24 protein-coding genes, 1 tRNA gene and 1 riboswitch are annotated in these 26,958 nt (G+C 64.6%); of the genes, 14 read left to right on the top strand and 11 right to left on the bottom strand.

Going from position 1 to position 26,958, the window contains the following annotated elements:
• Positions 1-36 precede the first annotated feature (36 nt).
• Both VM621_RS08740 and VM621_RS08745 read left to right on the top strand, forming a co-directional pair.
• Entirely contained in the window at positions 37-312 is a 276-nt protein-coding gene (locus tag VM621_RS08740; RefSeq protein WP_325468582.1) for a hypothetical protein, read from the top strand.
• Positions 309-1,256: an NAD-dependent epimerase/dehydratase family protein gene (locus VM621_RS08745; RefSeq protein ID WP_325468583.1), complete on the top strand. Its 948-nt coding sequence runs from the start codon at positions 309-311 to the stop codon at positions 1,254-1,256. The genes VM621_RS08740 and VM621_RS08745 overlap by 4 nt, the downstream gene beginning before the upstream one ends.
• A gap of 350 nt (positions 1,257-1,606) precedes the next feature.
• Here VM621_RS08745 and VM621_RS08750 read toward each other — a convergent pair whose 3' ends face one another.
• On the bottom strand, positions 1,607-1,918 hold the full coding sequence (locus VM621_RS08750) for an alpha/beta fold hydrolase (protein WP_325468584.1): 312 nt from the start codon (positions 1,916-1,918) through the stop codon (positions 1,607-1,609).
• A gap of 236 nt (positions 1,919-2,154) precedes the next feature.
• Between VM621_RS08750 and VM621_RS08755 the strand changes: the two genes are divergently transcribed.
• Both VM621_RS08755 and VM621_RS08760 read left to right on the top strand, forming a co-directional pair.
• Entirely contained in the window at positions 2,155-2,574 is a 420-nt protein-coding gene (locus tag VM621_RS08755) for a heavy metal-responsive transcriptional regulator (RefSeq protein WP_325468585.1), read from the top strand.
• The gene (locus VM621_RS08760) at positions 2,571-4,895 is read left to right on the top strand and encodes a heavy metal translocating P-type ATPase (RefSeq protein WP_325468586.1); all 2,325 of its coding nucleotides are present in this window, start codon (positions 2,571-2,573) and stop codon (positions 4,893-4,895) included. The genes VM621_RS08755 and VM621_RS08760 overlap by 4 nt, the downstream gene beginning before the upstream one ends.
• Positions 4,896-5,004: 109 nt before the next feature.
• Here VM621_RS08760 and VM621_RS08765 read toward each other — a convergent pair whose 3' ends face one another.
• The 4 genes from VM621_RS08765 to gcvP all read right to left on the bottom strand — a co-directional run bounded on the left by VM621_RS08765 (position 5,005) and on the right by gcvP (position 12,163).
• Positions 5,005-7,410, bottom strand: a complete 2,406-nt coding sequence (locus VM621_RS08765) for a GH92 family glycosyl hydrolase (protein ID WP_325468587.1) — start codon at positions 7,408-7,410, stop codon at positions 5,005-5,007.
• A 113-nt stretch (positions 7,411-7,523) separates the two neighbouring features.
• Complete coding sequence (locus VM621_RS08770) at positions 7,524-8,402, bottom strand: bestrophin family protein (RefSeq protein WP_325468588.1); 879 nt, start codon at positions 8,400-8,402, stop codon at positions 7,524-7,526.
• Entirely contained in the window at positions 8,399-9,070 is a 672-nt protein-coding gene (locus VM621_RS08775) for a carbonic anhydrase (protein ID WP_325468589.1), read from the bottom strand. Before VM621_RS08775 ends, VM621_RS08770 begins: the two co-directional genes overlap by 4 nt.
• A 222-nt stretch (positions 9,071-9,292) precedes the next feature.
• The gene (gcvP, locus tag VM621_RS08780) at positions 9,293-12,163 is read right to left on the bottom strand and encodes an aminomethyl-transferring glycine dehydrogenase (RefSeq protein WP_325468590.1); all 2,871 of its coding nucleotides are present in this window, start codon (positions 12,161-12,163) and stop codon (positions 9,293-9,295) included.
• Between the two features lie 41 nt (positions 12,164-12,204).
• A riboswitch (glycine riboswitch) is annotated at positions 12,205-12,301 on the bottom strand.
• Positions 12,302-12,767: 466 nt separating this feature from the next.
• Here gcvP and VM621_RS08785 point away from each other — a divergent pair.
• A complete protein-coding gene (locus VM621_RS08785) occupies positions 12,768-14,732 on the top strand; it encodes an RICIN domain-containing protein (protein WP_325468591.1) in 1,965 nt (654 codons plus the stop codon).
• Positions 14,733-14,850: 118 nt separating this feature from the next.
• On the opposite strand, the gene VM621_RS08790 is transcribed toward VM621_RS08785, so the two are convergent.
• Positions 14,851-15,582 carry an SDR family oxidoreductase gene (locus VM621_RS08790; RefSeq protein ID WP_325468592.1) on the bottom strand — a complete coding sequence of 244 codons (732 nt, stop codon included), beginning with the start codon at positions 15,580-15,582 and terminating at the stop codon, positions 14,851-14,853.
• Positions 15,583-15,769: 187 nt separating this feature from the next.
• Between VM621_RS08790 and VM621_RS08795 the strand changes: the two genes are divergently transcribed.
• The 3 genes from VM621_RS08795 (at position 15,770) to VM621_RS08805 (ending at position 17,810) form a co-directional block, all read left to right on the top strand.
• The gene (locus tag VM621_RS08795; protein WP_414674514.1) at positions 15,770-16,294 is read left to right on the top strand and encodes a TetR/AcrR family transcriptional regulator; all 525 of its coding nucleotides are present in this window, start codon (positions 15,770-15,772) and stop codon (positions 16,292-16,294) included.
• 65 nt (positions 16,295-16,359) lie between these two features.
• Positions 16,360-17,142 (top strand): SDR family oxidoreductase, encoded by a 783-nt coding sequence (locus VM621_RS08800; RefSeq protein ID WP_325468594.1) that lies wholly within the window; start codon positions 16,360-16,362, stop codon positions 17,140-17,142.
• Between the two features lie 17 nt (positions 17,143-17,159).
• Positions 17,160-17,810, top strand: coding sequence for a TetR family transcriptional regulator (locus VM621_RS08805; RefSeq protein WP_325468595.1), 651 nt, complete (start codon positions 17,160-17,162; stop codon positions 17,808-17,810).
• A gap of 32 nt (positions 17,811-17,842) precedes the next feature.
• Here VM621_RS08805 and VM621_RS19585 read toward each other — a convergent pair whose 3' ends face one another.
• The 3 genes from VM621_RS19585 to VM621_RS08820 all read right to left on the bottom strand — a co-directional run bounded on the left by VM621_RS19585 (position 17,843) and on the right by VM621_RS08820 (position 19,812).
• Positions 17,843-18,343, bottom strand: a complete 501-nt coding sequence (locus tag VM621_RS19585) for an alpha/beta hydrolase (RefSeq protein WP_414674515.1) — start codon at positions 18,341-18,343, stop codon at positions 17,843-17,845.
• A 621-nt stretch (positions 18,344-18,964) separates the two neighbouring features.
• A complete protein-coding gene (locus VM621_RS08815; RefSeq protein ID WP_325468597.1) occupies positions 18,965-19,345 on the bottom strand; it encodes a VOC family protein in 381 nt (126 codons plus the stop codon).
• 95 nt (positions 19,346-19,440) lie between these two features.
• Complete coding sequence (locus VM621_RS08820) at positions 19,441-19,812, bottom strand: hypothetical protein (RefSeq protein WP_325468598.1); 372 nt, start codon at positions 19,810-19,812, stop codon at positions 19,441-19,443.
• A 270-nt stretch (positions 19,813-20,082) separates the two neighbouring features.
• Here VM621_RS08820 and VM621_RS08825 point away from each other — a divergent pair, with 270 nt between their 5' ends.
• The gene (locus VM621_RS08825; RefSeq protein WP_325468599.1) at positions 20,083-20,796 is read left to right on the top strand and encodes a hypothetical protein; all 714 of its coding nucleotides are present in this window, start codon (positions 20,083-20,085) and stop codon (positions 20,794-20,796) included.
• Here the strand turns inward: VM621_RS08825 and VM621_RS08830 are convergent.
• The gene (locus VM621_RS08830; protein WP_325468600.1) at positions 20,766-21,368 is read right to left on the bottom strand and encodes a pentapeptide repeat-containing protein; all 603 of its coding nucleotides are present in this window, start codon (positions 21,366-21,368) and stop codon (positions 20,766-20,768) included. The two genes, VM621_RS08825 and VM621_RS08830, sit on opposite strands and share 31 nt — an antisense overlap.
• Before the next feature lie 157 nt (positions 21,369-21,525).
• On the opposite strand from VM621_RS08830, the gene VM621_RS08835 reads away from it, so the two are divergent.
• Entirely contained in the window at positions 21,526-22,224 is a 699-nt protein-coding gene (locus VM621_RS08835) for an aspartate/glutamate racemase family protein (RefSeq protein WP_325468601.1), read from the top strand.
• Entirely contained in the window at positions 22,217-22,858 is a 642-nt protein-coding gene (locus VM621_RS08840; protein WP_325468602.1) for a dihydrofolate reductase family protein, read from the top strand. The genes VM621_RS08835 and VM621_RS08840 overlap by 8 nt, the downstream gene beginning before the upstream one ends.
• Positions 22,859-22,918: 60 nt before the next feature.
• On the opposite strand, the gene VM621_RS08845 is transcribed toward VM621_RS08840, so the two are convergent.
• Positions 22,919-23,003, bottom strand: a tRNA-Leu gene (locus VM621_RS08845).
• Positions 23,004-23,123: 120 nt separating this feature from the next.
• On the opposite strand from VM621_RS08845, the gene rnr reads away from it, so the two are divergent.
• From rnr to VM621_RS08860, 3 genes are read left to right on the top strand one after another with little or no spacing between them, the layout of a single operon-like run.
• The gene (rnr, locus tag VM621_RS08850) at positions 23,124-25,889 is read left to right on the top strand and encodes a ribonuclease R (RefSeq protein ID WP_325468603.1); all 2,766 of its coding nucleotides are present in this window, start codon (positions 23,124-23,126) and stop codon (positions 25,887-25,889) included.
• Complete coding sequence (gene rlmB, locus VM621_RS08855) at positions 25,886-26,632, top strand: 23S rRNA (guanosine(2251)-2'-O)-methyltransferase RlmB (RefSeq protein ID WP_325468604.1); 747 nt, start codon at positions 25,886-25,888, stop codon at positions 26,630-26,632. Before rnr ends, rlmB begins: the two co-directional genes overlap by 4 nt.
• Positions 26,629-26,913, top strand: a complete 285-nt coding sequence (locus VM621_RS08860; RefSeq protein ID WP_325468605.1) for a CBU_0592 family membrane protein — start codon at positions 26,629-26,631, stop codon at positions 26,911-26,913. Before rlmB ends, VM621_RS08860 begins: the two co-directional genes overlap by 4 nt.
• Positions 26,914-26,958: the final 45 nt, after the last annotated feature.

Consider the following 26,958-nt stretch of genomic DNA (forward strand, 5'->3'; position numbering starts at 1 on the left):
CGCGCCGAAGGCCGGGGACGTAAGCATGGGCCCAAGGTGGAAGCCCGCCGCGAATCGGCGATGTTACGACGACAGTTGCAGGCCATCGTCGCCGGCGTTTCTCCTGCGGATGAGAAGGCCATGGCGTCGGTTCGTTTGCCCGTGCTCCGTTGTATCCTGGGTGAGCAATACGGTGGCGATCTGGGCACGGATCCTTTATTCGCCGAGGTGCTCGCGTCGGTCGATCGCGACATTCGCGAACGGCCCGAGTTGGATGCCGTTTTCCGTCAGGCCATCGCGAGCCTGGTCACGAGGCGATCGTCTGCTCCGTGAGTGAAACCATCTTATTGATTGGCGCCGCAGGCTTTGTCGGTCGCCATCTCACGTCTGCGTTCCTAGACGCAGGACACTCCGTAAATGCTGTGACCCGTCGCGGCACCTCCGCAATCGATCGTCGTGCCAGCCAGATTGCGTTGGATACGGTCGGTGGCGAAGCGGGCGGGTGGGCACCGTATCTTGACGCCAGTTCCGTGGTCATTCACCTGGCGAGCGCCTCGACTCCCGGTAGCTCTGCGGGCAGCCCGCGTAAAGAAATCGATCAGAACCTTCTGCCGTTCCTGTTGCTTCTCGACGCACTCCAGTCGCGACCACATATCCCGTTACAGTATTTTTCTTCGGCAGGATCCCTCTACGCACCGCGTGAAGGGAGGCCTAGCGCGGAAAGCGACCCGGTTTCGCCACGGTCTTATCACGGGGCGGCAAAAATAGCTGCGGAACACTTTATTTCCGCCTGGGCGGCACAGTTTTCGACGTCTGCCACGGTCATCCGCCCGTCCAATATCTACGGGCCTGGGCAACTTCCGCGCAGCGGCTTCGGTGTCATTCCCCATGCTTTCGCACGCATGACTCAAGGTCTGGCCATGGATGTGTGGGGCGACGGCAACGAGACGCGCGATTACCTGTTCGTGGGCGACCTCGTTGATCTCTGTCTGGCCGCCCTTGTGCGTCCGCCCAGCGGAAAAGTACGTACCATCAACGCAGCTCACGGCGAGAGTACGAGCTTGAACGCGCTGTTCTCTTTGCTAGAGAAGATAGTGGAGCTGCCACTGAAGCGTACTTATCATCCCCAACGGTCGGTCGATGCGGACCATGTCGTCGTCAACACACGATACGCTGACGAGTTATTCGGGTGGAGGGCGCGCACATCTCTGGAAAGAGGGCTGGCCGAGACTTGGCAATGGTTTCGCAGCACACAGGTGGTTGGTTGGGGCGGGTAGCCCAGAAGGACACCCACCCCCATCCTCGTCAGAGACGATCCGCGTCGACAATCGCCTGGGCGAATGCCTGGGGCGCTTCCTCGGGCAGGTTATGCCCGATCCCACCGGCAATCAGCCGGAACTCATACTTCCCGGTGAACTGCTTGGCGTACGCCTCCGGCTTCGGATGCGGCGCGCCGTTGGCATCGCCCTCCAGCGTGATTGTCGGTACTGAAATCTTCGGAGCCTGAGCCAGTCGCTTCTCGAGGGCGTCGTACTTCGCCTCGCCCTAGGCGAGGTTCAACCGCCAGCGGTAATTGTGGATGGTGATGGCGACATGGTCCGGATTCTCGAGCGCCTGGGCGCTGCGCTCATAGGTCGCGTCGTCGAAGCTCCAAGAACTGATACCACCACTGGTATTCGGCTTCGGGAGGCAGCGGCGCCTGGCCGGCTTCCTGACTGCCGATGAGGTATCCGCTCACGCTGACCAGCGCTTTCACGCGTTCCGGCCACAGCGCCGCAACGATGTCGGTCGGGCGTGCGCCCCAGTCGAAGCCACCGAAGACCGCGCGCTTGATGTGCAGCGCGTCCATGAAGTCGATGACGTCCTGACCCAGTGCGGCAGGCTCAGTAATGGTCGGCCCCGGATACGTTTCGATACAAAGGCGTTCCGCGTTTATCATGCGAAGGCGATAGCTCTGAGCAAACCCCGGAGCAGGTACACGTGGCATTTGGAGAAAAGGACACCCATCGGACATTCAGACGTCTTTTTCTGACGAAGGGAAGCCGGAGAGAGCGGCTATGATTCCTCGCGTCCGTCGGTCGGTGATAAGCAGTGACAAGGTAAAGGGAAGCCGACAAGCCGAGGCGTAGCGTAGCGATTGACTCTAGACCTAGATCAAGGGTCTAGACTTGCCCCATGAACACTCAAACCTCCGCCCTCACCATCGGCCGCATCGCGCAGAGCGCGGGCGTCGCCATCGATACGATCCGGTTCTACGAGCGGGAAGGGCTGCTGCCCGAGCCGCGGCGCCGGCCTTCCGGTTACCGCGAGTACGACCAGGCCACGGTATCCCGCTTGCGGTTCATCCGGCGGGCGAAGGATCTGGGTTTCACGCTCGATGAGATCCGTGAGCTGCTCGCCCTCTCGGCCGACCGCCATGGCGGTGTGGAAGGGGTGCGTGAGCGTGCAGCGGCGCGGCTTCTGGCCATCGACGAGCGTATCGCCGAGTTGCAGCGCGTACGCGATGGTTTGTCCGAGCTGGTCGACGCCTGCCCGGGGCACGGCTCACCGGAAGACTGTCCGATCCTGAAGGCGCTGACGGAGCCGAACCCGTGACCCACGCTTGCTGCTCGCACAACGCGGCTACCGAGGCCGCGACCGCGATCGATCCCGTCTGCGGCATGACCGTGGACCCGGCGACGACGCCGCACCACGCCACGCACGATGGCCACGAATACCATTTCTGCGGGGCACGCTGTCGCGAACGCTTCATGGCCGAGCCCACCCGTTTCCTCGGGCCGCCGCAGGCGGAGGCGCCGATGCCGGCGGGGACGATCTACACCTGCCCGATGCATCCGGAAGTCCGCCAGGTAGGTCCCGGTGCATGCACGAAGTGTGGCATGGCCCTCGAACCCGCCATGCCGTCGCTCGACGACGACGACGGCGAGGTGCGGTCGCTCGGTCGCCGTCTCGGCGTGCTCGTCGCCATCAGCGTTCCCGTCTTTCTGATCGCCATGGTCCCGCACGTCACCGGGCATATGTGGCATCAGCCATGGGCGGCGATGCTGGCCTGGGTGGAAGCGCTGTTGGCGACGGTCGTCGTGTTGTGGGGCGGCGCGCCGTTCTTCGCGCGCGGTTGGCGCTCCCTGCGGCCCTGGTCGCCCAACATGTATACGCTGATCGCGCTGGGTACCGGAGTGGCGTGGCTGTACAGCGCCGTGGCCTTTGCGTTGCCTGGTCTCTTCCCGCCTGCCATGCGTGACATGCACGGGCAGATAGCCGTCTATTTCGAATCGGCCGCGGTCATCGTCACGCTGGTGACGCTGGGTGACTTCCTGGAACTTCGCGCTCGTCGCCAGACCGGCGAGGCCTTGAGTGGCTTGCTCGGCCTGGTGCCGAAGACGGCGCGACGCATCGGCACGGATGGTACCGAAAGCGATGTGCCCCTGGCTGCGCTGCACGTCGGCGATAACGTGCGCGTCCGTCCGGGCGAGAAGCTGCCGGCAGACGGCACGGTGATCGACGGCGAAAGCTATGTCGACGAAGCGATGCTGACCGGCGAGCCCGTGCCCGTGGCGAAGAAGGCGCACGACAAGGTCACCGGCGGCACACAGAACCAGCATGGTGCGCTGGTGGTTCGCGTCGACCACGTCGGCCAGGACACCGTGCTCTCGCGGATCGTCGCGCTGGTGGCCGAAGCGCAGCGATCGCGTGCACCGCTGCAACGCGTGGCCGACCGGGTGGCGACATGGTTCGTGCCGACCGTGGTCGTCGTTGCGCTGGTCGCCTTCGCGGCATGGTGGACGGTGGGGCCGGCGCCTGCATTCACGCACGCATTGGTCGCCGCGGTCTCCGTGCTGATCATCGCTTGTCCGTGTGCGCTGGGCCTGGCGACGCCGATGTCGATCATGGTCGCCAGCGGTCGCGGTGCGCAGGCGGGCGTGTTGTTTCGCGATGCCGCCGCCATCGAAACGCTTCGAGAGATCGATACCCTGGTCTTCGACAAGACCGGCACGCTTACCGAAGGCCGGCCGACGCTGGTCGACCTGCAGGTCTTCGGGCGGGAGCGCTCGGATGTCCTGGCGATGGCTGCGGCGGTCGAGCGGCTCAGCGAGCATCCGCTGGCGTCGGCCATCGTGGCGGCGGCGGAGTCCGAAGGACTCGCGATTCCGGCGATCGCCGGTTTCCAGGCCGTCGTCGGCCGCGGTGTAAGCGGTCGCGTGGATGGTCACGACGTCGCGCTGGGCAATGCGGACATGATGGACGACGAACGCATCGATGTGACGACAGGTCGCGAGATCGCTGAAAAAGCGCGCGCGAAGGGTGCGACGGCCATGTTCATGGCGATCGATGGCCGTCTCGCGGCGGTGCTCGCGTTGGCGGATGCCGTGAAGCCGTCGACGAAGCCGGCGCTGGATGCCCTCCATGCTGCCGGCGTGACGCTGGCGATGCTTACCGGCGATAACGAAGCCACGGCCAAAGCGGTTGCCGCATCGCTGCCGATCGACGAAGTGCACGCCGGCGCGTCGCCCGAGGACAAGGCGAACCTTGTCAAGACGCTGAAGGCGGCCGGCCGTCGGGTTGCCATGGCCGGTGACGGCGTGAACGATGCGCCGGCCCTGGCGGCGGCGGATATCGGCGTCGGCATGGGCAATGGCAGCGATATAGCCATCCAGAATGCGTCGGTCACCCTGCTAAAGGGCGATCTCGCGGGCATCGCGCGCGCCCGTGCGCTTTCCGAAGCGACGGTGAAGAACATCCGGCAGAACCTGTTCTTCGCCTTCGTCTATAACGCGGTGGGTGTGCCGTTGGCGGCGGGGGTGTTGTATCCGGTGTTCGGGATCACCTTGTCGCCAATGATCGCGGCGGTGGCGATGAGTCTGAGTTCGGTGTCCGTCGTTGGAAACGCGCTGCGGCTGCGCCGCGTTTCCATCTGATCGTCATAGCCGATCCCGCTCCATGTGGGAGCCGCTTCAGCGGCGATGGGATGTGTCGCAAGCATCCAATCGCCGCTGAAGCGGCTCCCACACTTACCTTCAGTGCGGATTACTTCCGGGTGTCGAACGAGGGTGGGGCGTCGGCTGGCTTGCTTGCCCAGGCCTTGTTCGGCTTATCCGACAGGTCGAACTCCAGCTTGCCGCCCTTGAGGGCGAAGGACTCCGGCAGCCACGACTTCGTCGTCGGCTTGCCATCGACCTTGAGTGCCGTGACGTACGGCTTGCCCATGCCGGCGTTCGGGGCTTCGATCACTACGTCGCCGTCGGGACGGTGCACGGTGGCCTTGGTAAACAGCGGGCTACCCACGACCATCTCCGCACGACCCGGAATGGACGGATACACGCCTAGCGCGGCAAACACGTACCACGACGACATCTCGCCGAGATCGTCGTTGCCCGGAATACCGTTCGGCGCGTTCACCCAGATCGTATCCAGCACGCGGCGTACGAGTTCCTGCGTCTTCCAGGGCTGGCCGGCGAAGTTGTACAGCCACGGTGTGCCGATCGACGGCTCGTTGTCCAGTTCCGCGTGCAGCGGGCCGGACTTGGTGACAGCGAACGTGCCATCCGGCTGGTAGAAGAAGCCGTCGAGCCGCTTGCGCGCTTTCTCGCGGCCGCCCATGGCATCGAACAGACCGCCGACGTTGAACGGCACCATCCACACGTACTGCGCTGCGCTGCCTTCGACGAAGCCGTCTTCGGTGGACGGCGTGAAGGCGTGCGGCTGCTCCTTGTCGTCGTCCTTGATCAGCGCCCACGTGCCATCGGCATTGCGGTTGCGAATGTAGCCCCCTTCCGGCGTCGCCTTCGGATCGAACAGGTTGCGCCAGTACTGCGCGCGGCCGAGGAAGCGCCGCGAAGTGGCGGTATCGCCCAGGCGTGCCGCGAGCGCGCTGATACCGAACTCGGCAGCGACGATCTCCAGCGTATCGGCAGCCGGGCCCCACGCGGGTGCGCCGACGGGGATGTAGTGCAGCTTGAGCCATACGTCGAGACCGGGCCGCTGGCCGACACACTCCACTTCGCAGCCATCGTGCGAAAGGTCGAGCGCAGTCGGGTTATCGGCGGCATGGACGAGCGAGGCGAGGGCAGCTTTGGCGTCGAAGTCGCGACCGCCGAAGGCGTAAATGCCGGCCATCGCCGCGGCGGCGGGATCGCCGTTCATCACGTGCGTGCCACCGTTGTTATGCGTCCAGCGGTCCCACACACCGTTGTTTTGCTGAGCCTGGTTGTAGAGGCTTTGCGCGATGTCGCTGGCTGTCTTCGGTTCGAGCCACGCGACCATCGGCAACTGCGAGCGATAGACGTCCCAACCGGAGAAGTTCGCGTACTGCGCGTTCTGTGTGCCGCTCACCTTGTGTATCCGCTGGTCGAAGCCGGCGTATTCGCCGTTGACGTCGCTGAACACGTTCGGTGTCATCAGCGAGTGGTAGAGGGCCGTGTAGAACACGGTGCGCTGGTCGGGCGTGCCGCCTTCGATGTCGATGTGCGAGAGCCGCGCGTTCCATGCGTCGACCGCCTTGTCGCGCAGCGCTTCGAACGTGGTGCCCTTGGGGTTTTCCGCATCGAGGTTGGCCTGCGCATTCGCCGTGCTGACGTACGAGATACCGACACGCGCGTTGACCGTGCTTGTGCCCTTGGCAAAGCCGACCCATGCGCCCGATCCCTTGCCCGATTCCGGGAAGCCCTTCGCACCGTAACCCGTGCCACCGTCGGCCTGCTTGCCGCCCTTGGTGACGGTGGTGTCCTGCCAGGTGCCCGTGGTCGCAAAGGGCCGATCGAACTCGATCACGTAATGGACGGTGTAATAGCTGCGCCGATCCGCTTCGTTGATGTAGCCGCAGAAGTTGCCGCTGGTGACCTCGCCGCTGATACGTTGGTGGGTCGCGTCGACGGTGACCGTCGCTTTCTCGGAGCCCGATTCGGAATCCGAGGCGCGCACGAGCACGTTGGCCGGCTTGCCGGCAGGGAAGGCGAAGCGTGCCGCACCCGAATGCAGGGCGGCGGTGAGATCGGCGGTGACGCCGTTATCGAGGGTCACATGGTAGTGGCCGGCCTTGGCCACCTCGTTCGCATGCGAGAACGTCGACGCATACGCGTGGCGGAAGTCCGTCGATGGCGAGGTGGTGACGTCCTCGCTGATCGGCATGATCGGCACGTCGCCCGAGCCGCCGGCGCAACCCCAGCCTTCCACATTGGTCAGGCTGAAACCGCGGATCGCATCGGCGCGATATTCGTACCCACCCGGTGCGGCGATCGGCGCCTTCTTGCCGGGGAGCGGCGAGGCCTCGGGGGAGAACTGCAGCATGCCGAACGGGACCACGGCGCCAGGGAAGACATTGCCTCCATTGGCCGTGCCGATAAGCGGATTGACGAGGTTGGCGGGTCCGGAAGCGGCGGCGACAGCCGCGGGCAGCAGGGCGGCGGCAAGAACGAACGGCGGTATCGCGCGCAAGGGCAGATCTCCGTGGGACCGGTATTTATATCGATTGAAATCCGAATCGGCGGCGCGGTCGTGTGCCAACGGTCATGGGTGCGCTGCACCATGCCGTCACACGGGAGAGGTGGTTACCAGAGAATGCCGTCGATCGGTTTGGCCGGCTCCAGGCCATGCGTTTCGCCGAGGCCATCGCGCAGATCGATCTCGATGCCGCGGGTGAGCGTCGTGAGCGGGACGTCGTCCTCGAGGTTCTCGAACGGGTTCTGCATGTCGTTACCGATCTGCAGCAACGCGAGGAAGAGGAAGCCGGCGACGGTGGATCCCAGCGGCGTGTACAGGCCCAACGTCTCGACCAGGCCGAGCGGAAGGAGGATGCAGAAGCCGTGGGTGAAGATGGCCGGGTAGGTGGCGTACTGCTGGGGCAACGGCGTGTTCTTGATCCGCTCCATGCCGCCCTGGGCGTTGGAGATATCGGAAAGGGTGCGCGCGAGGGCGGTCAGCAGGATCGGCTCGGGCTTTGCCTCGGCGATCAGCGTGCCGGTGCGGGCGTGGATCGCATTGGGCACGTTGGTGACGCCGCGCAGCCTCTCGACTTCCTCGGCGGGCAGGCGCGCCGACAGTTCGTCCCAGGGGGACTGGCGACGAAGGTGCAGGCGCAAGGCGTGCACATAGGCGATCTGCCGGTGCGCCACGGCGACGCCGTTGGCGCGTTCGGGCAGCATCGTCAGCGCTTCGCGGGCGAGCGTGCGCGAGGCGTTGACCATGGCACCCCACAGCGTGCGTGCCTCCCACCACCGCGCGTACGCGGTGGTGTTGCGGAAGCTCAGGTAGACGGCCACCGCCGAACCCAGGAGGGTGAGGGGCAGGGCGGGAAATTCGGCCGTCCACCGTGGATGCATGACGAACCAGAACGCGGTCACCGCCACGTCCCACGCGAGCAGCCAGATCAGCGGCTTGCCCACGTACCGCAGGATATGACCCAGATGCGCGCGCCCGGGAAGGATCACGCCTGGTGCTCGCGCTTGATCGCTTCGGCCAGGGGAATGAAGTGATTGGTCGTTTCGTCGAGGACGGTGATCGTGCCGTCGCCGATGTCGTAGACCCAGCCGAGCAGGTTGATCGCGTCGTTGGCCAGCGCCGCGGCGACCGCCGGATGCGAACGCAGGTGGGTGAGCTGGAGGCGCACGTTTTCCTCGATCACCTCGTGCATGGCCTCGGCGCCCTCGAGCTTACGCGCGAATACCGCGCTCTTGGCAGCCTGCGCGTTGCGCAGCCACGCTTCGACCGTGGGCAGGTCCTTGGTGGACTCCGGGTTGAGCAGGCCCTTCATGGCGCCGCAGTCGGTGTGGCCGCAGACCACGACGTGCTGGACGCCGAGCACCATCACGGCGTACTCGACGACGGCGGACACGCCGCCGAGCATCTCGCCATAGCCCGGCACGATGTTGCCGATGTTGCGGCAGACGAAGAGCTCACCGGGCTGTGTCTGGGTGATCATTTCGGGCACCACGCGGGAATCCGCGCAGGTGATGAAGAGGGTATGCGGGGTCTGGCCCTCGGCCAGCTCGCTGAACAGCTTGCGGTTTTCCGGCTCGGGGAAGACTTTGTGGCTGAAGTCCTCGACACCTTTGAGCAGGCCGAGGAGGCTGTCGTCGCGCGGGGTTTCCTGGGTCATGTGCGTTGCCTTGGAAAGCTAGGCGAGCAGTTTATGCCAATTAAAGTGGTGTGGGAGCCGCTTCAGCGGCGAAAAACCAACGGAGCGGGTTGGCGGCAGGCCCCATCGCCGGCATAGCCGGCTCCCACAATCGCCGATGAATCGGCTCCCACGATCGCCGACGAATCGGCTTCCACGATCGCCGATGAATCGGCTTCCACATTTTCTTGTTGACGCAGAAGCTTAGGCCTCGGCGTCTTCCTTGTACGCATCGATCGGGATGCAGGCGCACATCACGTTCTTGTCGCCGTAGACGTTGTCCACGCGGGACACCGGCGGCCAGTACTTGGAGAGCTTGAGCGACGGCAGCGGGAAGGCCGCAAGTTCACGCGGGTAGGCGTGCGTCCACTCGGTGCCCGTGACCATGGTGGCCGTGTGGGGGGCATTGCGCAGCGGGTTGTCCTCGCGGTCCAGGCGGCCGTCTTCCACCGCACGGATTTCGTCGCGGATCTGGATCATGGCGTCGATGAAGCGGTCCAGCTCGTGCTGCGATTCGCTCTCGGTCGGCTCGACCATCAGCGTGCCGGCGACCGGGAAACTCAGGGTCGGGGCGTGGAAGCCGAAGTCGATCAGGCGCTTGGCGACGTCTTCCGCGCCGACGCCGGTGGCGTCCTTGAGCGGGCGCAGGTCGAGGATGCACTCGTGGGCGACCAGGCCGTTACGGCCGGTGTAGAGGGTGTCGTAATGCGGAGCGAGGCGCTTGGCGATGTAGTTGGCGTTGAGCAGGGCCACCTGGGTCGCCTTGCGCAGGCCTTCGGTGCCCATCAGCGTGATGTACATCCAGGAGATCGGCAGGATCGAGGCCGAGCCGAAGCTCGCCGCGCTGACCATGCCCACATCACCCTCGGCGCCGAAGGCACGAGGCAGGAACGGGGCGAGGTGCGACTTGACCGCGCACGGACCGACGCCCGGGCCGCCGCCGCCATGCGGGATGCAGAAGGTCTTGTGCAGGTTGAGGTGGGAGACGTCCGAGCCCCACTTGCCCGGCTTGGCCACGCCGACCAGCGCGTTCATGTTGGCGCCGTCGGTGTACACCTGGCCACCGTGCTTATGCACGATGTCGCAGATGGCGACCACGTCTTCCTCGAACACGCCGTGCGTGGACGGGTAGGTGATCATGATCGCGGCGAGACGGTTCGAATACTTCTCGGCCTTGTCGCGGATATCGTCGATGTCGACGTTGCCGTTGGCATCGCAACGCGTGACCACGACGGTCATGCCGCACATCTGCGCCGACGCCGGATTGGTGCCGTGCGCGGATTCCGGGATCAGGCAGATGTCGCGGTGGCCTTCGTTGCGCGAGCGGTGATAAGCCCGGATGGCGAGCAGGCCGGCGTATTCACCCTGGGCACCGGAGTTCGGCTGCAGGCTCACCGAGTCGTAGCCGGTGCACTCGACCAGCATCGCTTCCAGCTCGTCGATCAGCTGCTTGTAGCCCTGGGCCTGGTCGGCCGGGGCGAGCGGATGGATATTGGCGAACTCCGGCCACGTTACCGGGATCATCTCGGCGGTGGCGTTGAGCTTCATGGTGCAGGAGCCGAGCGGGATCATGGTGCGATCGAGCGCGAGGTCCTTGTCGGCGAGGCCACGCAGGTAGCGCAGCAGTTCGTGCTCGCTGTGGTGCGTGTTGAACACCGGGTGCTGCAGGAAGTCGATATCGCGCAGGAGGCCCGACGGGAGGGCATCCGCGGTCGCTGCATCGAGCGCGTCGATATCGTCGGCGTTCGCACCGAAGACGCCAGCCAGGGTGGCGATGTCCGCACGGGTGGTGGTTTCATCGAGGCTGATGCCGATGCTCGTGGCGTCGATGGCACGCAGGTTGACGTTGGCGGCCGCAGCCTTGGCGTGGATCGCCTTCGCGTCGATGCCGGTGACGTGCAGCGTGTCGAAGTAATCGCTGCCGACAGTGACGCCTGCCTTGGTCAGCGCGCCGGCGAGGATCGCGGCCAGGCGATGCGTGCGGCGTGCGATGCGAACGAGGCCTTCCGGACCGTGGTACACGGCGTACATGCTGGCCATGACGGCGAGCAGCACCTGCGCGGTACAGATGTTGGAGGTGGCCTTCTCGCGGCGGATGTGCTGCTCGCGGGTCTGCAGGGTGAGTCGGTACGCCGGCTTGCCTTCGGTGTCGACGGAGACGCCGATCAGGCGGCCCGGCATGGAGCGCTTGTACGCGTCGCGGCAGGCCAGGTAGGCGGCATGCGGGCCGCCAAAGCCGTACGGCACGCCGAAACGCTGTGTGTTGCCGACGACGATGTCCGCGCCCCAGCTGCCCGGCGAAGCGATCAGCGTCAGTGAGAGCAGGTCGGTGGCGACGCAAACGATGCCGCCGCGCGCGTGCGTCGCTTCGGCCAGCGCCTTGTAATCGTTGATGCGGCCGAAGGTGTCCGGGTACTGCAGCAGCACGCCGAAGCTCTCGACCGTGGCGCCTTCGGCGTCGTCGCCGACATGCAGCACGATGCCGATGCCGTCGGCGCGGGTGCGCAACACTTCCAGCGTCTGCGGATGCACGTGCTTCGAGACGAAGAAGACGTTGGACTTCGACTTGGCCGACCGCTTGGCCAGGGTCATCGCTTCGGCGGCCGCGGTGGCTTCGTCCAGCAGCGAGGCGTTGGAGATGTCCATGCCCGTGAGGTCGGCGACCATGGTCTGGAAGTTGATCAACGCTTCCATGCGGCCCTGCGAGATCTCCGCCTGGTACGGCGTGTATGCCGTGTACCACGCCGGGTTCTCGAGCACGTTGCGCAGGATGACGTTCGGCGTGAGCGTGCCGTAGTAGCCCTGGCCGATGAAGCTGCGGAAGACGGTGTTGCGGTCGGCGATGGCGCGAATCTTGGCCAGCGCTTCTTCCTCGGTCACCGCGGCGGGCAGGGCGAGCGGGGCGGGCGACTTGATCGAGCCGGGGACGATGGCGTCGGTCAGCGCATCCAGCGTGTTATGGCCGACGACGCGAAGCATCTCGGCGATTTCGGCATCGTTCGGACCGATGTGGCGTTCGATGAACGCGCCATGGTTCTCGAGCTCGCGCAGCGAAGGAGAGTTTTTCTGGCTCATGACTTGGAGGCATCCGAAAGAACGTGCCGTGCCGGCACGTGGGGCGCCCCTCTGTCCTTTTGCCTGAGAGTTTGGAGGCTGAGGAAGCCTCTTGCACCTTCGGCGCCGGATCTAACCGGTCTCTCCAGAGTGATGAAGCACGTCGGTGGTCATGGAAGCCTGAGCGATTACGGGCGTTGCGCCTTCGGCAGCGGGTCCATCCGCTTCTCCCACCGGGTGTTGCTGGCGGGGATTATACAACCCCGGGGTGGGCGATGATCGATTTTCGAGGTAGTTCTGGGCCGCGGCTAAGTACTTGATTGTCCAGCGCGAGCGAGGAGGTGCCACGGCGACTATGCGCGCTCGGCAAGCAGCGCAGGCGAATGCCCCGCCTGCGTGCAGGTGATGGCCGAAAGTCGCGTAGGCGTCTGTGGGGTTCCACTTAGGGGAACTCCTGGCGGCCATGAAGGTGTGTCGCCATCGTCGGCGATCGAGTCGCCGAGGAGGGAAAAACGACGGCGTTTGGGAGCGTGGCGAAGATCGGCGGAGGCCAGAAGAGCCCCGTTGCGGCCCCGACGACCGGCGTAACGTCGGTTCCGGACTACGAACAAGGAGGTCCGATCCCATGAAAACCCTCGCGCTTTCTTCCAAGACGCTCACTCTCGCCCTTGCTGCCGCCCTCGCTACGTCATCTCCGGCCACGGCGACATCGCTCGACGGGCCGACGTCCTCAACGATCGCCACCGACGCCCTCACGGCCGTCGTCGCCTTCGGTGGCCGCCCGGGCCGGTTGTCCCAGGACACTGCGCCGACGTTCGCATCGGCCATTCCCGTCATTTCTCCGGCGGACGCGGCCGGCCTCGCTCCCGAGGCATCGAGGCACTTGCTTGCCATGGTCGATGCCACCTCGCTTCCGCTTGCAGCCGACGAGGAGCTGACGCTTTCCCGCCTGTTCGGCCAGGGCTCGCCCGTCCTTCTGCACATGGATGCCCGGGCGCCGGACGACCTTGCCCGTGTCAGCGCGCTGTTCGGTATCGCGCCGACGACCGGCGATGTGATCGTCCGCAACAACGGGGACGCCATCGATGTGTTCACTTCCTCACCCGAGAGCGTCGCCGATATGTCGGCCCTCCTGCATGCCCTTGTCGCTTCGACCGAGCCGGCGCCGCCGGAGGAGGCTCCGCTTGCGCGCCTGCAGGGCGGGTACACCCCCGAAGCAGACGACCCGAATTCGCCGGCCGTTCTTCCCGGGCGACACTTCGATGTCAACATTGTCGATTCGCAGGGTGAGATATCCGGTGTGACCGGCATCGACATCGTCCGCAGCCGCACCGTATCGTCCGACTTCAAGCTGATCACCGTTACCTCGAAGGCGACGGTCAAAACCGCGAACAACGGCGTGAGCGATGGGGGGAAGACGGGCAAGAACGCGTGGACCGCCGATCTGCCGTTGGAATATCGTTTGCGCCACACCGTCTCGGCGGGCACGGCCGAAGTCACCTACCTCGACCATTTCCCCGTGACCGACGGGCGTACCGACTTTACCCAGACGGACACCGAGGTGCGGGGATTCACGATCGGCGGATCCACCGGCTCCGAGATCAGTTCAACCGGCAAGGCCGATGAGACCCTCGCCGCGAAGGTGCCGTTCAACCTGTCGTTCGGCTACGAACACAAGTGGCAGTCGAGCCTGACGACGACGTTCCAGGACTATTCGATCCAGGCCACGCCGCAGGCCCCGGGCAGCGTGACATGGAAAGCGCTCATCGCGCCGAGGCTCGAGAATGTCCTCATCAAGCGCTGGGGCGCGGACATGCCGATCCTGACCGAAGACCGCATGACCCCGATGATGCGGGCGACCACGTTCGAGGCCATGTCGTACTGGAAGGTGCCCGGCATGTACGCGGGTCTGGCGAACGTCACGATAGCGGCCGGGTATGACCTCGACCGGAAGAAATGGTGGTGGAACCGTACGCGGGTAGAGCACTCGCGAAACCGCGTGCCACGTGACGTCGCGTTGGATTTCGTCATCGACCTGACCGATCCCTACCTCTCGGCGGAGATCACCGTGTTGATCCGAACGGCGACCGGCTCGGGATCCTGCCTGAGCGACCATCGCGGTGTCGTCGACCTGGCCCCTTGCCGCGCCACGGACCGTAGCCAGATGTGGGGCCTCGACGCGGCGAGCCGTTACGTGAACCGGGGGTCGGGTCGCTGCCTTGCCGCCCAGCCGGCCACGAACTCGGTCATTACCGAATCCTGCGCGAACATCACGTTCGAGAAGCAGTGGCAGTGGCGTGCCGACCGCCTGCATTCGCGCATCGACCATGGCCGGTATCGCCTGTACGTGGAAGGCGGGCAGGTGCGGTACGCGGCCCCCGAGGCACGCTTCCCGGATTTCCCCGTGAATCCCTATTCACCCGCGCTGGAACCCTGGACCAACTATCCCTCGGCGCCGCGCGCGGGCATCGATCACATCATGGGCCCCGCGGGTAGCCGGACCTTGGAAGTGGGCAAGGAGTACGAGGAGTTCCCTCGTGTTTCGGATGACCAGCGCTGGTATATCGAGATCCTGCGCCAAGGACTGTAAACGGCCGCGAAAGAAGACTCCCCCGCACGACGCGGGGGAGTCTTCGTATCCGCTGCGGAGCGCTGCCTTCTACGGTCTTCTACGGTGATGGCTCGCGCGCCGGTTGCGGGGGTCGTCCTTACCAGGGCTCGACACCTTCGGAGTTGGAGAACCCGCCCGTCGGGCCATCGGGGAGCAGGGCGACGCGCACGGTTTCCGCGGCGCCTTCGGCCACGGTCTGGTGACCGCTGTTGCCGTTGAGGTCGGTCGCGGTATAGCCGGGGTCTACGGCGTTCACCTTGATACCTGTGTCCTTCAGCTCGGCCGCGAGCAGGACAGTGAACATGTTCAGTGCTGCCTTCGACGCGTTGTAGCCGGTGAGTTTGACCGCCGCGTACGGCCAGTCCGGATCGGCATTGTGGGTGATCGAACCGAGGCCGCTGGAGACATTGACGATACGGCCCGACGAAGACTTCTTCACGAGGGGCAGCAAAGCCTGGGTCACGGCAATCGTGCCGAAGTAGTTCGTTTCGAACGTGCGCCGCACGACATCGACGTCGACGTTGCCGGGCAGGCCGTCGCCCTGGATCGCGACGCCCGCGTTATTGACGAGGACGTCGATACGGCCCTCGTGGGCTTCGATATCGGCGGCCGCCGCCTTGAGCGATGCGACGTCCGACAGGTCAAGGGCGACATGGCGCGCGTCGATGCCTTCGGCCTGCAGGGCCCTGGCCGCCTCGAGGCCGCGTGTCTTGTCGCGCGCACCGAGGAGGATCCGGTGGCCGGCCTTGCCCAACTGCCGTGCGACCTCCAGGCCGATGCCTTTGTTGGCGCCCGTGACCAGGGCGATCCGGCGGTCTGCTGCATTCATGGCGTTTCCTTTGGATGATGAGGGGCGGGTGTCGCTGTGTTCTAATTTATGAATCATCCTTCGGTTTTTACATTCGCATATGCCAGTCGTGCCATCGGACGGGCTCAGGGCCCGTAAAACCCCACGTCAGGCGCGCTCGTCGGCCACCGTGGCGGCCATTCACGAGGCGACCTTTCAGGTTTTGCTCGTGGAGGGGATCGGCAAGCTCACCACGACGCGCGTCGCGGAACGGGCAGGCGTCTCCGTCGGCACGATGTACCAGTACTTCCCGCACAAGCAGGCGCTGCTCTATGCCGTGCTCGAGCAGTATCTGGAACACGTGGTCATTGCCGTGGAGCAGGCGTGCGAACGCCTCGCAGGCACGCCGTTGGCCGAGATGACGGAGGGTCTGGTCCACTCCTATCTCGAAGCGAAGTTACGCCATATGCCCGGCTCGCTTGCGCTGTACGCGATAGCCGCCGATCTCGACACGGCGATGTTGATCGCCGACGTGACCGCGCGCGTCGACCGCGCGGTAAGGCGGCTCCTGCTCAGCGCGCCGGATGCCGTCTTCGACGATATCGACAAGGTGACATTCGCGTTGCGCACCTTGCTCGTCGGCACGGTGCGGGCGGGCCTCGAGCACGATGCATCACCGACGACGCTGGCCATGCTGCGCAGTCAGTTGCCGCTGATGTGTCGCGCTTACCTGGTCGCCGTATCGCGAGACTGAGCGGTGCTTGCAAAATGACCGGCGGTCATTTACGTTATGACCGCTGGTCATTTCTGGAGCATTCCATGGCATCGCAACAAGGTTGGGCGCTGGTCACCGGCGCATCGAGTGGTCTGGGACGAGACTTCGCCCACGCGCTGGCCGAGAAGGGCAATGACGTGGTGCTGGCGGCTCGTCGGGAGGAGCCCATGGAGCGACTGGCCGACGAGTTGCGGTCGCGGCATGGCGTGAAGACGCGGGTGGTAGCGCTCGATCTGTCCGCGGAAGGCGCCGCGGCGTCGTTGAAGGCGCGGCTGGATGCGGAAGGTATCGTCGTCGACACGCTGATCAACAATGCCGGCCACGGGCTTACCGCGGACTTCCTCGATGCCCCTGCCGGTGGCATCAACGCGATGCTTCGCCTCAACGTGCTCGGCCTCACCGACCTGACCCATGTCTTCGCCGGCGACATGGCGACGCGGGGCGGTGGCAGGATCATGCTCGTTGCCAGCGTCGCGGCCTTCCAGCCGTGCCCTCACTTTGCCGCGTACGCGGCCAGCAAAGCCTATGTGTTGTCGTTGGGCGAGGCCCTGCACACCGAGCTGAAGGCGAAGAACGTGGTGGTCACCGTGCTGTCGCCCGGCGTCACCGAGACCTCGTTCTTCGATGCGGCCGGCGAAGCGCCGAACGCGGCGATGAAGCGGTTGATGATGAAGTCGCGCCCCGTGGTCGATATCGGACTTGCCGCCATGGCGGCGGGCAAGTCCGCGGTGGTGGCCGGTCGCATGAACCGCGTGATGGCATTCCTTTCGCGCCTGTTCTCGCGACAGCAGCTCTCGCGCATCACCTATAGAATGGCCACCACCTGACGATGGAATGAGCGTGCATGGTTCGATACGCCCTCGCGGCCGAAGATAAGGAAGCGCGACGCGACGCGATCCTGGTCGCGGCACGCGCGCTGTTCCTGCGCGATCCGGAAAAGCTCCCGTCCGCCGCGGCCATCGCGACGGAAGCGGGGCTGGCGAAGGGCACCGTGTACCTGTATTTCGCCACCAAGGAGGAGATCTTCATGGATCTGCTTCACGTGGAGCGTGTCGCAATGATGGCGCGTATCCGCGAGGCGTTTGCGGCGGATAGTCGGACGGTGGACGCGAAGATCGACGCCTTTATCACCGACTATGTCGCGCACGTGACCGCCCGGCCCGATATCTCGAAGCTGGAATCGCTTGGCTACAGCGTGCTCGAACGAAACATCGAGCAGGATCGGTTGCGCGCGTACAAGCAGGAACTCGGCTCCGCCCTCGCCGGCGCGGGCACGGTGGTCGAGGCGGCGCTCGGCCTGGCGGAGGGCGAGGGCGCCCGCGTGCTCGTGCATAGTTACGCGCTCACGCAAGGCTTGTGGCAGGCCCTCGACATTCCGCCCGATTGCCTGGAAATGATGGGCGATGCGGCAGTGGCGTTCACCAGCCTGGATTTCGCCACGGAGCTGAAAGTGTCGCTGGATCGTTATTGGCGCGGGCTGCGTTTCCACGCGTGACTCCCATTGACGTCGGCCTGCGCGTGCGTCATTTAACCGGGCGGAATCATGCCTATCGACTGCATCCATTTCTCGGCAAGTTGCGGCCACGCACCGATCGGCATGTCCTTCTCTCTCAAACCGAACGCATGGCCTCCGCTCGCGTACAAGTGCATCTCGACGGGCACACTCGCCTCTTTCAACGCGAGGTAATAGGCGATTGAGTTCCGGACGTTGTCTACGGGGTCGTCTTCCGCCTGGACCAGGAATGTCGGCGGTGTTTTCACGGACAGGTGGAGCGTCGGGTTGAGGACGACACCCTTACCCTCCCACAGGCGACCAGGGTAAAGGGCCATGGCGAAATCCGGCCGAGCGCTCAGCTTGTCGGCGTCATCCACCGGCGTGTAATTCCTGCCGCTTGCGTTGCTCACATCCGCCACCATGTTCCCGCCGGCCGAGAAGCCGATCACACCTACCTTATTGGGAGCGATGTGGAGACCAGACGCTGCTTGGCGTATCAGCCGGATCGCGCGCTGGGCGTCTTGCAGGGCCATATGGACGCTCGGCTCCCGGCGACAATCGCACGATCCGTCCCATTGGGGACCGGACGTCGGAACGCGATACTTCAATAGAACGCACGTGATCCCTTTGGCGGTCAGCCAGTCGCAGACTTCCGTACCTTCGCCAGCCATGGCTACGACACGATACCCACCTCCCGGAAAGACGACGACCGCCGTGCCGCTGTTCGTCCCCTGGGGCGGGAAGACAGTCATGGTGGGACGGGTAACGTTCTCGACGATCGACTCATCCCTGACGGATTCAGGACCGGTGACTGGCGGCTTTGTAATAGCATGCCCCTCCGGCCATAGCTCCGTCTGGGTGAGGGGCGCCGGCGGCTGCCACGTCGGCGGCTGACTTCTGCCGTTTGTCGCGTCGAGCGGAGCTCCTATAGCGCTCATGCTCGCCACCCACAGGGCGGCGACACGTACTGCAATGCGCAATGTGTGATTCATCGTCGTCCCTCCCCGGAGAAGCCTTCAGGCTAGCTGGGACTTGGGGCGTTTCCATGGCAACGATCTGGCGGGGGCGGCAGGTTTATGCGGTCATCCGGCTACTCGACAGGGAAGGGGTTGGTGGCGACGTGTCACTCGGCGCTGGCGTCTCGGCAACAGCGCTTAATCCCAGCGGTTGGCGTTCCCGGGAAAGTCGGGGCGCTGGGCGCGCACGACGCAGAAGCGCTGCCCGGTTGGCGCCTGCATCACCACCCAGCGCTCGAGCCGGTCGACGACGACCGCGCCCAGTCCCTCCAGGCGAAGCACCTCGGCTGGGATGTCATCGGTCTCGATATCCAGGTGAACGCGGCTTCCGTGGCTGACACGCTGGATCTGCACGATGGGCTCTTCGGGCGGCGAAACCAGCATCATGTAGTTCTCGTTCGAGCCAGCATGGCCGGGGTCGGTTGGACGTCCCAGCGCACTGGACCAGAATCCGGCAGCCTGATCCAGGTTGTCGGTGTTGCAGTCGATCAGCACCGCGCACAGCCTCGAGTAATGCATGGCGACCTCCGTTGATTCGGCAGGCCCCGAATATACGCCACCGGCGAATCGAGCACCCTGGTGTGTATAAGCATTGGAATCGCGAATCTGCCGGTTCACACGGGGCTGATGTCTTCAAGCATCACAAAGAGGTCTTTCCCGGACGTCGCTACGATCAGCTCGACGAGCAAGGGCGTTTCGTCATCCACCAGGATCACGCACTCTATGAGGGCGTGCAGGTGGGTGTTCCCGGGCTGAAAATACTTGATGACAATAGAGGCCTCGTCACGATCCGGCGATCCTGATGCCTTCGTCAGAGCAGACTGATAATCCTGTTCGATCGCGAGCGCGGGGGATCTATCGTAAGCCAGGGCATAGCCGAACCTGTCCGCTATCGCCTGGAAATCACGCGTCGCGAATAGTGCTACCGCGTCTGCCCCTAACTGCGACAAGTAGGGAGCATCCGTCTGGGTGATGATCTGGACCATCGCGCCTGCTCCCCTGTGCCTCTCGTCAGTGGGTCATTCTCCGTGATTGGAGCGGTGGGCCCACACGTGGTAGAACCACGCGTGAATCCGATGGTTCGCCATTCCTCGTGCCAGCTTCCCGCCCATGTAACGCCAGTTCGCCTCCTGATGCTCCGGCGGCGGGCGGGCTACGCCCGCCAATGTACCGCGTCGTGCGGGGCAGCATCATGACGAAATGTCGGGCCGTAATCCGCGTAGGATGGGGTGCTACCCCTCGAAGAAGGCTCTGCCATGACGTTTCGCGTCCTGATCATCGGTGGCACCGGGGAGGTGGGCGCGGCCGTCGTGCGTGCACTGATCGCCGAGCCGGCCTGCCTCGAAGTCGTCATGGTGAATCGCCGGGAGATTTCCGCGCCGTCCGATCCGCGTGTGCGGAAGGTGGTGCTGGATACGGCGGCTACCACCTTTTCGGCTGAGGTGGCCCAGCTTGCGCAGGGCCTGGTGGCACAAGGCGAACCCGTCTACGCCGCGTCGTGCGTCGGGGTCGGATCAGGCAGCTTGAAGTGGAGCGAGGAAGAGCTGAAGGCGCTCGAAGTCGGGGTCGTCGGCGCGTTTGCGCGGGGCTGCCGTGCTGGCGGCATTTGCCATTTTTCGCTGCTCTCCGCCGTAGGCAGCACGCCGAAGAGCAGGTTTCGCTATGTGCGTGTCATGGGCCTTAAGGAACAGGCCATCGAAGCGATCGGGTTCCAGCGCCTGGCCATCTTTCGTCCTGGCATTATCGCGGGCAATGCGCATACGCCGGGTTACGTGGCCTGGTTGGGACGTCTGGTTCCGGGGCGGTTCGGCGTGATCGAACAGGACGATATCGGGCGGGCCTTCGTTGCCGAGTTCGTCCATGGTTCGGCGTCGACCGGTGTGGCGTACTTCGAGAACGATGCGATGAAACGGGCATCGCGTACGTTAGTCCCGCATGATCAGTCGACCAGCTCGATTCCCAGGCCGTAGAGAAGCCCTGCCGCCTCGGTACGCGTGAACCGCGCTCCTTTGATCTGGTTCTCGCGGATGTCCATGACGTAATTCGTCGCTTCGCTGAAGTCCGTGCCTTGAAGCTTCGTGTCGCCGAACAGGCTTTCCGCGAAGTCGGAGTACGTGAAGTTCGAGCGCGCGAAGTCACCCTGCCTGAAGTCGACGTTCCGGGCCTTGCACTCTTCAAGGACGAGCTCTTGCAGGTTCAGGCCGAAGAACGAGGTGTAGTTCACGATCGACTTGCGAAAGGCCAGCTTGGCCGGCGCGGCGTATCGCGGCCAGTCGGCCCGTGTCCAGTCCACGCCGATGACCTTGCACTCTTCGAACGTCACCGCCTGAAACTTGCTGGCGTTGAGCTTGACGTTACTCAGGTCGCACGAGCGGAACGTGCACTCGATGAACTTGCAATGGTCGAATTCGGCATCGCCGAACGAGCACTGGTTGAAGGTGCATTCTTCGAAGATTTTCGAGGTAAGCGTGCGCTCGGCATAGTCCAGGCCCTGGAAGTCCTTGAGGTAGAACTCCTTATCGTCATCGATCGGGTCGCTCATCGGTCCGGGGCTCGTCGAGGGGGCAGGGCATTGTCCGGTCTCGGGGTGTATTTGGCGAGGCCATGCTGGCTGCCTTAGTCAGGGCGGACATCGTGGCTTGAAGCGTATTCGCACTGCTACTCTTTGGCATCCAGCAACCGTGGCGGAGATCGGTCCGTTGAAGACGATCGGAGTGCTCGGCGGCATGTCTGCCGCGTCCACGCAAATCTATTACCGCCAGTTGTGCCGGCTCACCAGCGAGCGGCTCGGTGGCCTTCATTCGCCGGAGCTGCTCATCCGTTCGCTGGACTTCGCGGGCATCGAAGCGCTCCAGGCCGCTGGGAACTGGGATAAAGCCGGAGATATCCTCAATGCGGAGGCGATGGCCCTCGAACGCGGCGGCGCCGCATTCCTGATCCTGGCGACGAACACGATGCATAAGCTGGCGGACCGCATGATGCGTGGCGTGTCGATCCCCTTGCTGCACATTGCCGATGCCACGGCGGCGGCCGTAGGGCGCGTGGGGTTGCGTCGGCCCGGGCTCATCGCCACCGCGTTCACCATGGAGCAGGCGTTCTATCTGGACCGTCTGGTGGCGGCGGGTCTGGATCCCATCGTCCCCGACGCCACCGATCGCGCCGATGCGCACCGGATCATCTATGAAGAACTCTGCCGCGGTGTCGCCACACGCGAGAGCGAGGCGCGGTTCGTGGCGATCGCTGCCCGGCTGGTGGAGCGGGGTGCGGATAGCGTGATCCTGGGATGCACCGAGGTGGGTATGCTACTCAACCAGGGCAATGTATCCGTGCCGGTTTTCGACACGACACTGATTCACTGTGAGGCCGCGTTGGATTTCGCTGGAGCCATTCATGACTAAAGTAAAGGTTGCCGGGTTCGGTATCTCGCTCGACGGCTTTGCGGCGGGCACCGCCCAGAGTCTGGAAAATCCGCTGGGGGTGCGAGGCCCGGAGTTGTTCCAGTGGTTCTTCCCGACGCGGACGTTTCGTCAGATGCAGGGCAAGGAGGACGGCGAAACCGGGCTGGACGACGCCTTCGCCCGACGTGCGATGGACGGCTTCGGCGCCTTCATCCTGGGCCGCAACATGTTCGGGCCGATTCGCGGCGAATGGCCGGACGACGAATGGAAAGGCTGGTGGGGCGACAGCCCGCCTTATCACGCGCCGACCTTCGTGCTGACCCATTACCCGCGACCGTCGATCGAGATGCTGGGTGGAACGACCTTTCACTTCGTCTCCGAGGGCATCGAGGTCGCGTTGCGGAAAGCGCGCGAAGCCGCGGGTCCGAAGGACATCAAGATTGGCGGCGGTGCCGATACGGTGAGGCAGTACGTGCAGGCCGGCTACGTGGATGAGATCCACCTCGCCTTGGCTCCGGTGGTGCTCGGCCAGGGCGAACCGCTATTCAGTGGCCTGGACCTCCGTGCGCTGGGCTACCGGACCGTCGAGCACGTTCCGACGGACCGGGCCACGCATATCGTGCTCGCGAAGTAGCGCTTTTCTGAACCCCGGAAACAACAAAGCCCCGCATCACTGCGAGGCTTCGTCTATAATTGGTGCCCAAGAGAGGACTCGAACCTCCACGGTTTTACCCGCTAGTACCTGAAACTAGTGCGTCTACCAATTCCGCCACCTGGGCAGGTGTCCCGAAGCATCGCTGCCCCGTGAGCCGCGTAGATTAGGTAGGTCCGGGAAACTTGTCAACGATTTTGCACACAGGATGTGAAACTATTTCGCATCCACCTTCAAAGGTCCTTACGTGACGAAGAAAAACTCAGGTTCGGGAGCCGACCGCGGCCCCCGTAAACCCAAGGCCAGCCGCCCCGGCAAGGCGCTGGACAAGTATCGCGATCGCCCGGCGGGCTCCGCCGTGGTCGATCCCCATGCCGACCGGGAAGCTGCGCTTTACGACCAGCCCATTCCCAGCCGCGAGGCCATCCTCGCCCTGCTCGACGACCGCGGCGAGCTGCTTTCGGAAGAGAGCATCGCCCATGCGCTGCGGCTGTTCACCGACTACGAGATCAACGCCCTGGGCAAGCGCCTGGGTGCGATGGTCCGCGATGGCCAGCTGCTGCGGAACCGTAAGGGCGACTATGCCCCGGCGCAGAAGCTCAGCCTGATCCCGGGCCGTGTCATCGCCAATGCGGAGGGCTACGGCTTCCTGCGTCCCGACGAGAGCGGAGAAGAAGACCTCTACCTGTCGCCCGCGCAGATGCGCAGCGTGCTGCATGGCGATCGCGTGCTCGCCAGCGTGGTCGGTATCGACCGCCGTGGCCGTCGCCAGGGTGCCATCGTCGAGGTGCTCGAGCGCCGCTCGCCGCGGCTGGTCGGCCGTGTGGTCATCGAGAACGGCGTGACCCTGGTCGAGCCGGACGACCGCCGCCTGCACCAGAACATCATGATCCCCGCGGGCCGAGAGGCCGGTGCCAACTCCGGCGAGATCGTCGTGGTCGAGATCACCGATCCGCCGACCCCGCACCGTGGTCCGATGGGTACCATTCGCGCCGTCCTCGGCCAGCGCCTGCAGCCGTCGCTGGTTGTCGAGATGGCGATCGCCAGTCACGACCTTCCGCACGAATTTCCGCCCCAGGTGGTACGCCAGGCCGAAGAAGTCGAGCCAAAGGTCACCTCGGAAGAGCGCAAGGGTCGCACGGACCTGCGCAAGTTGCCGCTGGTCACCATCGACGGTGACGACGCACGCGATTTCGACGATGCCGTTTATGCCGAGCCCCTGAAGGACGGCGGCTTCCGTCTGGTCGTCGCCATCGCCGACGTCTCGCACTACGTGCCGGTCGGCACGCCGCTGGACGTGGAAGGCTATAACCGCAGCACCTCCACGTATTTCCCCGGTTTCGTCGTACCGATGCTGCCGGAGACGCTGTCGAACGGTATCTGTTCGCTCATGCCCAAGGTGGAACGCCTGTGCATGGTCTGCGACATGGAGATCGACGAGGAAGGCGAGGTCACACGCTCCAAGTTCTACGACGCCGTGATGTTCTCGCACGCGCGCCTCACCTATAACAAGGTGTGGCAGGCGGTGGGCGAGCGCAACGCCGATGTCCGCCAGGAGATCTCGGACGTGCTTCCGCACATCGAGTCCCTGCATCGCCTGTACAAGCTGATGGCGAAGGCGCGCAAGCGTCGCGGTGCGATCGATTTCGAAACGCCGGAAGTGAAGTTCCGCATCGGCCCGTCGGGCGATGTCGAATCCATGGGCGCGTCCGATCGCAACGATGCGCACAAGATGATCGAGGAATGCATGATCGCCGCGAACGTTCAAGCGGCCCGCTACCTCACCAAGCGCAAGATCCCCGCGCTTTACCGCGTGCACGCGCCGCCGCCGGCCGAGAAGTACGAAGATCTCCTGCGCTTCCTCAAGGAGTTCAAGCTGAAGATGCCGCCGGCGGACGAAGTCACGCCTGCGGATTTCTCGGCACTGCTCAAGCGCGTGCACGATCGCCCCGAAGCCGAGCTGATCCAGTCGGTGCTGCTGCGTTCGCAGAGCATGGCCATCTACCATCCCGAGAATCAGGGCCACTTCGGCCTGGCGCTGGACGCGTACGCGCACTTCACCTCGCCGATCCGCCGCTATCCCGACCTGCTCGTGCATCGCGCCATCCGCTATGCGCTGACCAAGGGCAAGCCGGCCGACTACGTCTACAGCGAGACGCAGATGGCCGCCATGGCCGTGCATTGTTCGCAGCGCGAGCGTCGTGCCGAAGAGGCCGAGCGCGATGTGGACGAGCGCTTCAAGTGCGCCTGGATGGAGAAGCACGTTGGCGAGGAATTTGCCGGCACCATCACCGGGGTGACTTCGTTCGGCCTGTTCGTCGAGCTGGCGGCGTCGCGCGTTTCCGGTCTGGTGCACGTGTCGCAGTTGCCGAACGACTACTACAAGTTCGACCCGATCCGTCATCTGCTCAGTGGCGAGCGCACCGGTTCCACGTATCGCCTCGGCGATTACGTAAGCGTGCAGGTGCTTCGCGCCAGCCTGGAAGACCGCAAGATCGACTTCCGTCTGGTGGCCCGTCTGGCTCAGTTGCCCAAGCCGGCACCGAGGGTGGATGTCGTCGCTCCCGTCGCGTCGAGCTCGGGCATGGCCAAGGCCGGCAAGGCCATCGGCCGCGCCGCGAAGAAGGCCATGAACAGCATCTTCGGCAAGAAGGCCAAGGCACCGGTTGCAGTCGAAGCACCTGCAGAGCATCATCCGGCCCCCGCGCCGACCTCGCGCCGCCGCGCGGCGGAGCCGGCGGCGAATGAGTCGTCGTCACGGTCGCCGCGTCGGCGTTCGCAGGCACCTGCTTCCGGGCAGGGGCGTAGCGACCCGTCGGCACGCAACGAGCCTTCGTCGCGCAACGAACAGTCGCCACGAAAGGCAACCACCAAGACGACCGCGGCGAAGAAGACCGCCGTGACGAAGCAGCCGAGCCGGCAAGCGCCGGTCGCCACTTCGGAAACACCGGCACCGGCCAAGAAATCGGCCCGGCGTCGGTCGCGCAAACCCAGGAGCAAGCCAGAAGCATGAGTGAGTCGTGGATCGTAGGAATCAATCCGGTCGAAGGCGCCCTCGCCAACGACCCGGATCGTGTCCGTGAAGTTCTGGTCGAACAGAACTCGAAGAATGCGCGCGTGCTGGAAATCGCCGCGTTGGCGCGCAAACTCGGCGTCGTGCTCAAGACCGTGGGCAAGGAACAGCTTGAGAAGCTCGGTGGTGAAGCACGCCACCAGGGCGTCATCGCTCTCTACCAGACACCGCCCTTGCGCGACGAAACACACCTGCCGCCGCTTCTGGAAGCGGCGGGTTCGAACACGCTCGTGCTTGTGCTCGACGGCGTGACCGATCCGCACAACCTCGGCGCCTGCCTACGCAGCGCGGCCGCAGCGAATGTCACCGCGGTCGTCGTGCCGAAGGACCGTGCGGTCGGCATCACGCCGACCGTGCGTCGCGCGTCGGCTGGTGGTGCGGACCTCATCCCGGTGATCGCCGTAACCAATCTTGCCCGTGCGCTGCGCATGCTCAAGGATGCCGGCGTGTGGATCACCGGCCTGGATGGTGACACCGACACCTCGATCTACGACGTCGACCTGAAGGGGCCGATCGCGCTGGTCATGGGAAGCGAAGGCGACGGGATGCGCCGGCTCACGCGCGACACCTGCGACTTCGTGGCGAAGATCCCGATGCCCGGCGGCATGGAGAGCCTGAATGTCTCCGTTGCCACCGGCATCGTTCTGTTCGAGGCATTGAGGCAGCGAGGAGCCAAGCGATGAGCAGCATGTTATGGCACGACTGGGCCGGCCTGATCGGCGTGGCACTTGTCCTGATCGCCTTCTTCCTGCTGCAGGCACACAAGCTGTCGGGGCAGGGCTACACGTACCAGGTGATGAACCTGGTCGGCGCCTTCGGCATCCTGCTGTCACTGATCTTCGGCATGTTCAACCTGCCGGCCTTCCTGCAGGAAATGGCCTGGTTCCTTATCAGCGTCTACGGCATCGTCCGCGGCGTGCGGGCGCGCAAGGCGGCGATCGTGACGCCGAACAGCCTGCCCTGACCTCCGGGTCAGCGAGGGGTTACATACGCTCCGTATAATGGGGGC

Source organism: Luteibacter sp., assembly GCF_035539195.1.
Classification (GTDB): Bacteria; Pseudomonadota; Gammaproteobacteria; order Xanthomonadales; family Rhodanobacteraceae; genus Luteibacter.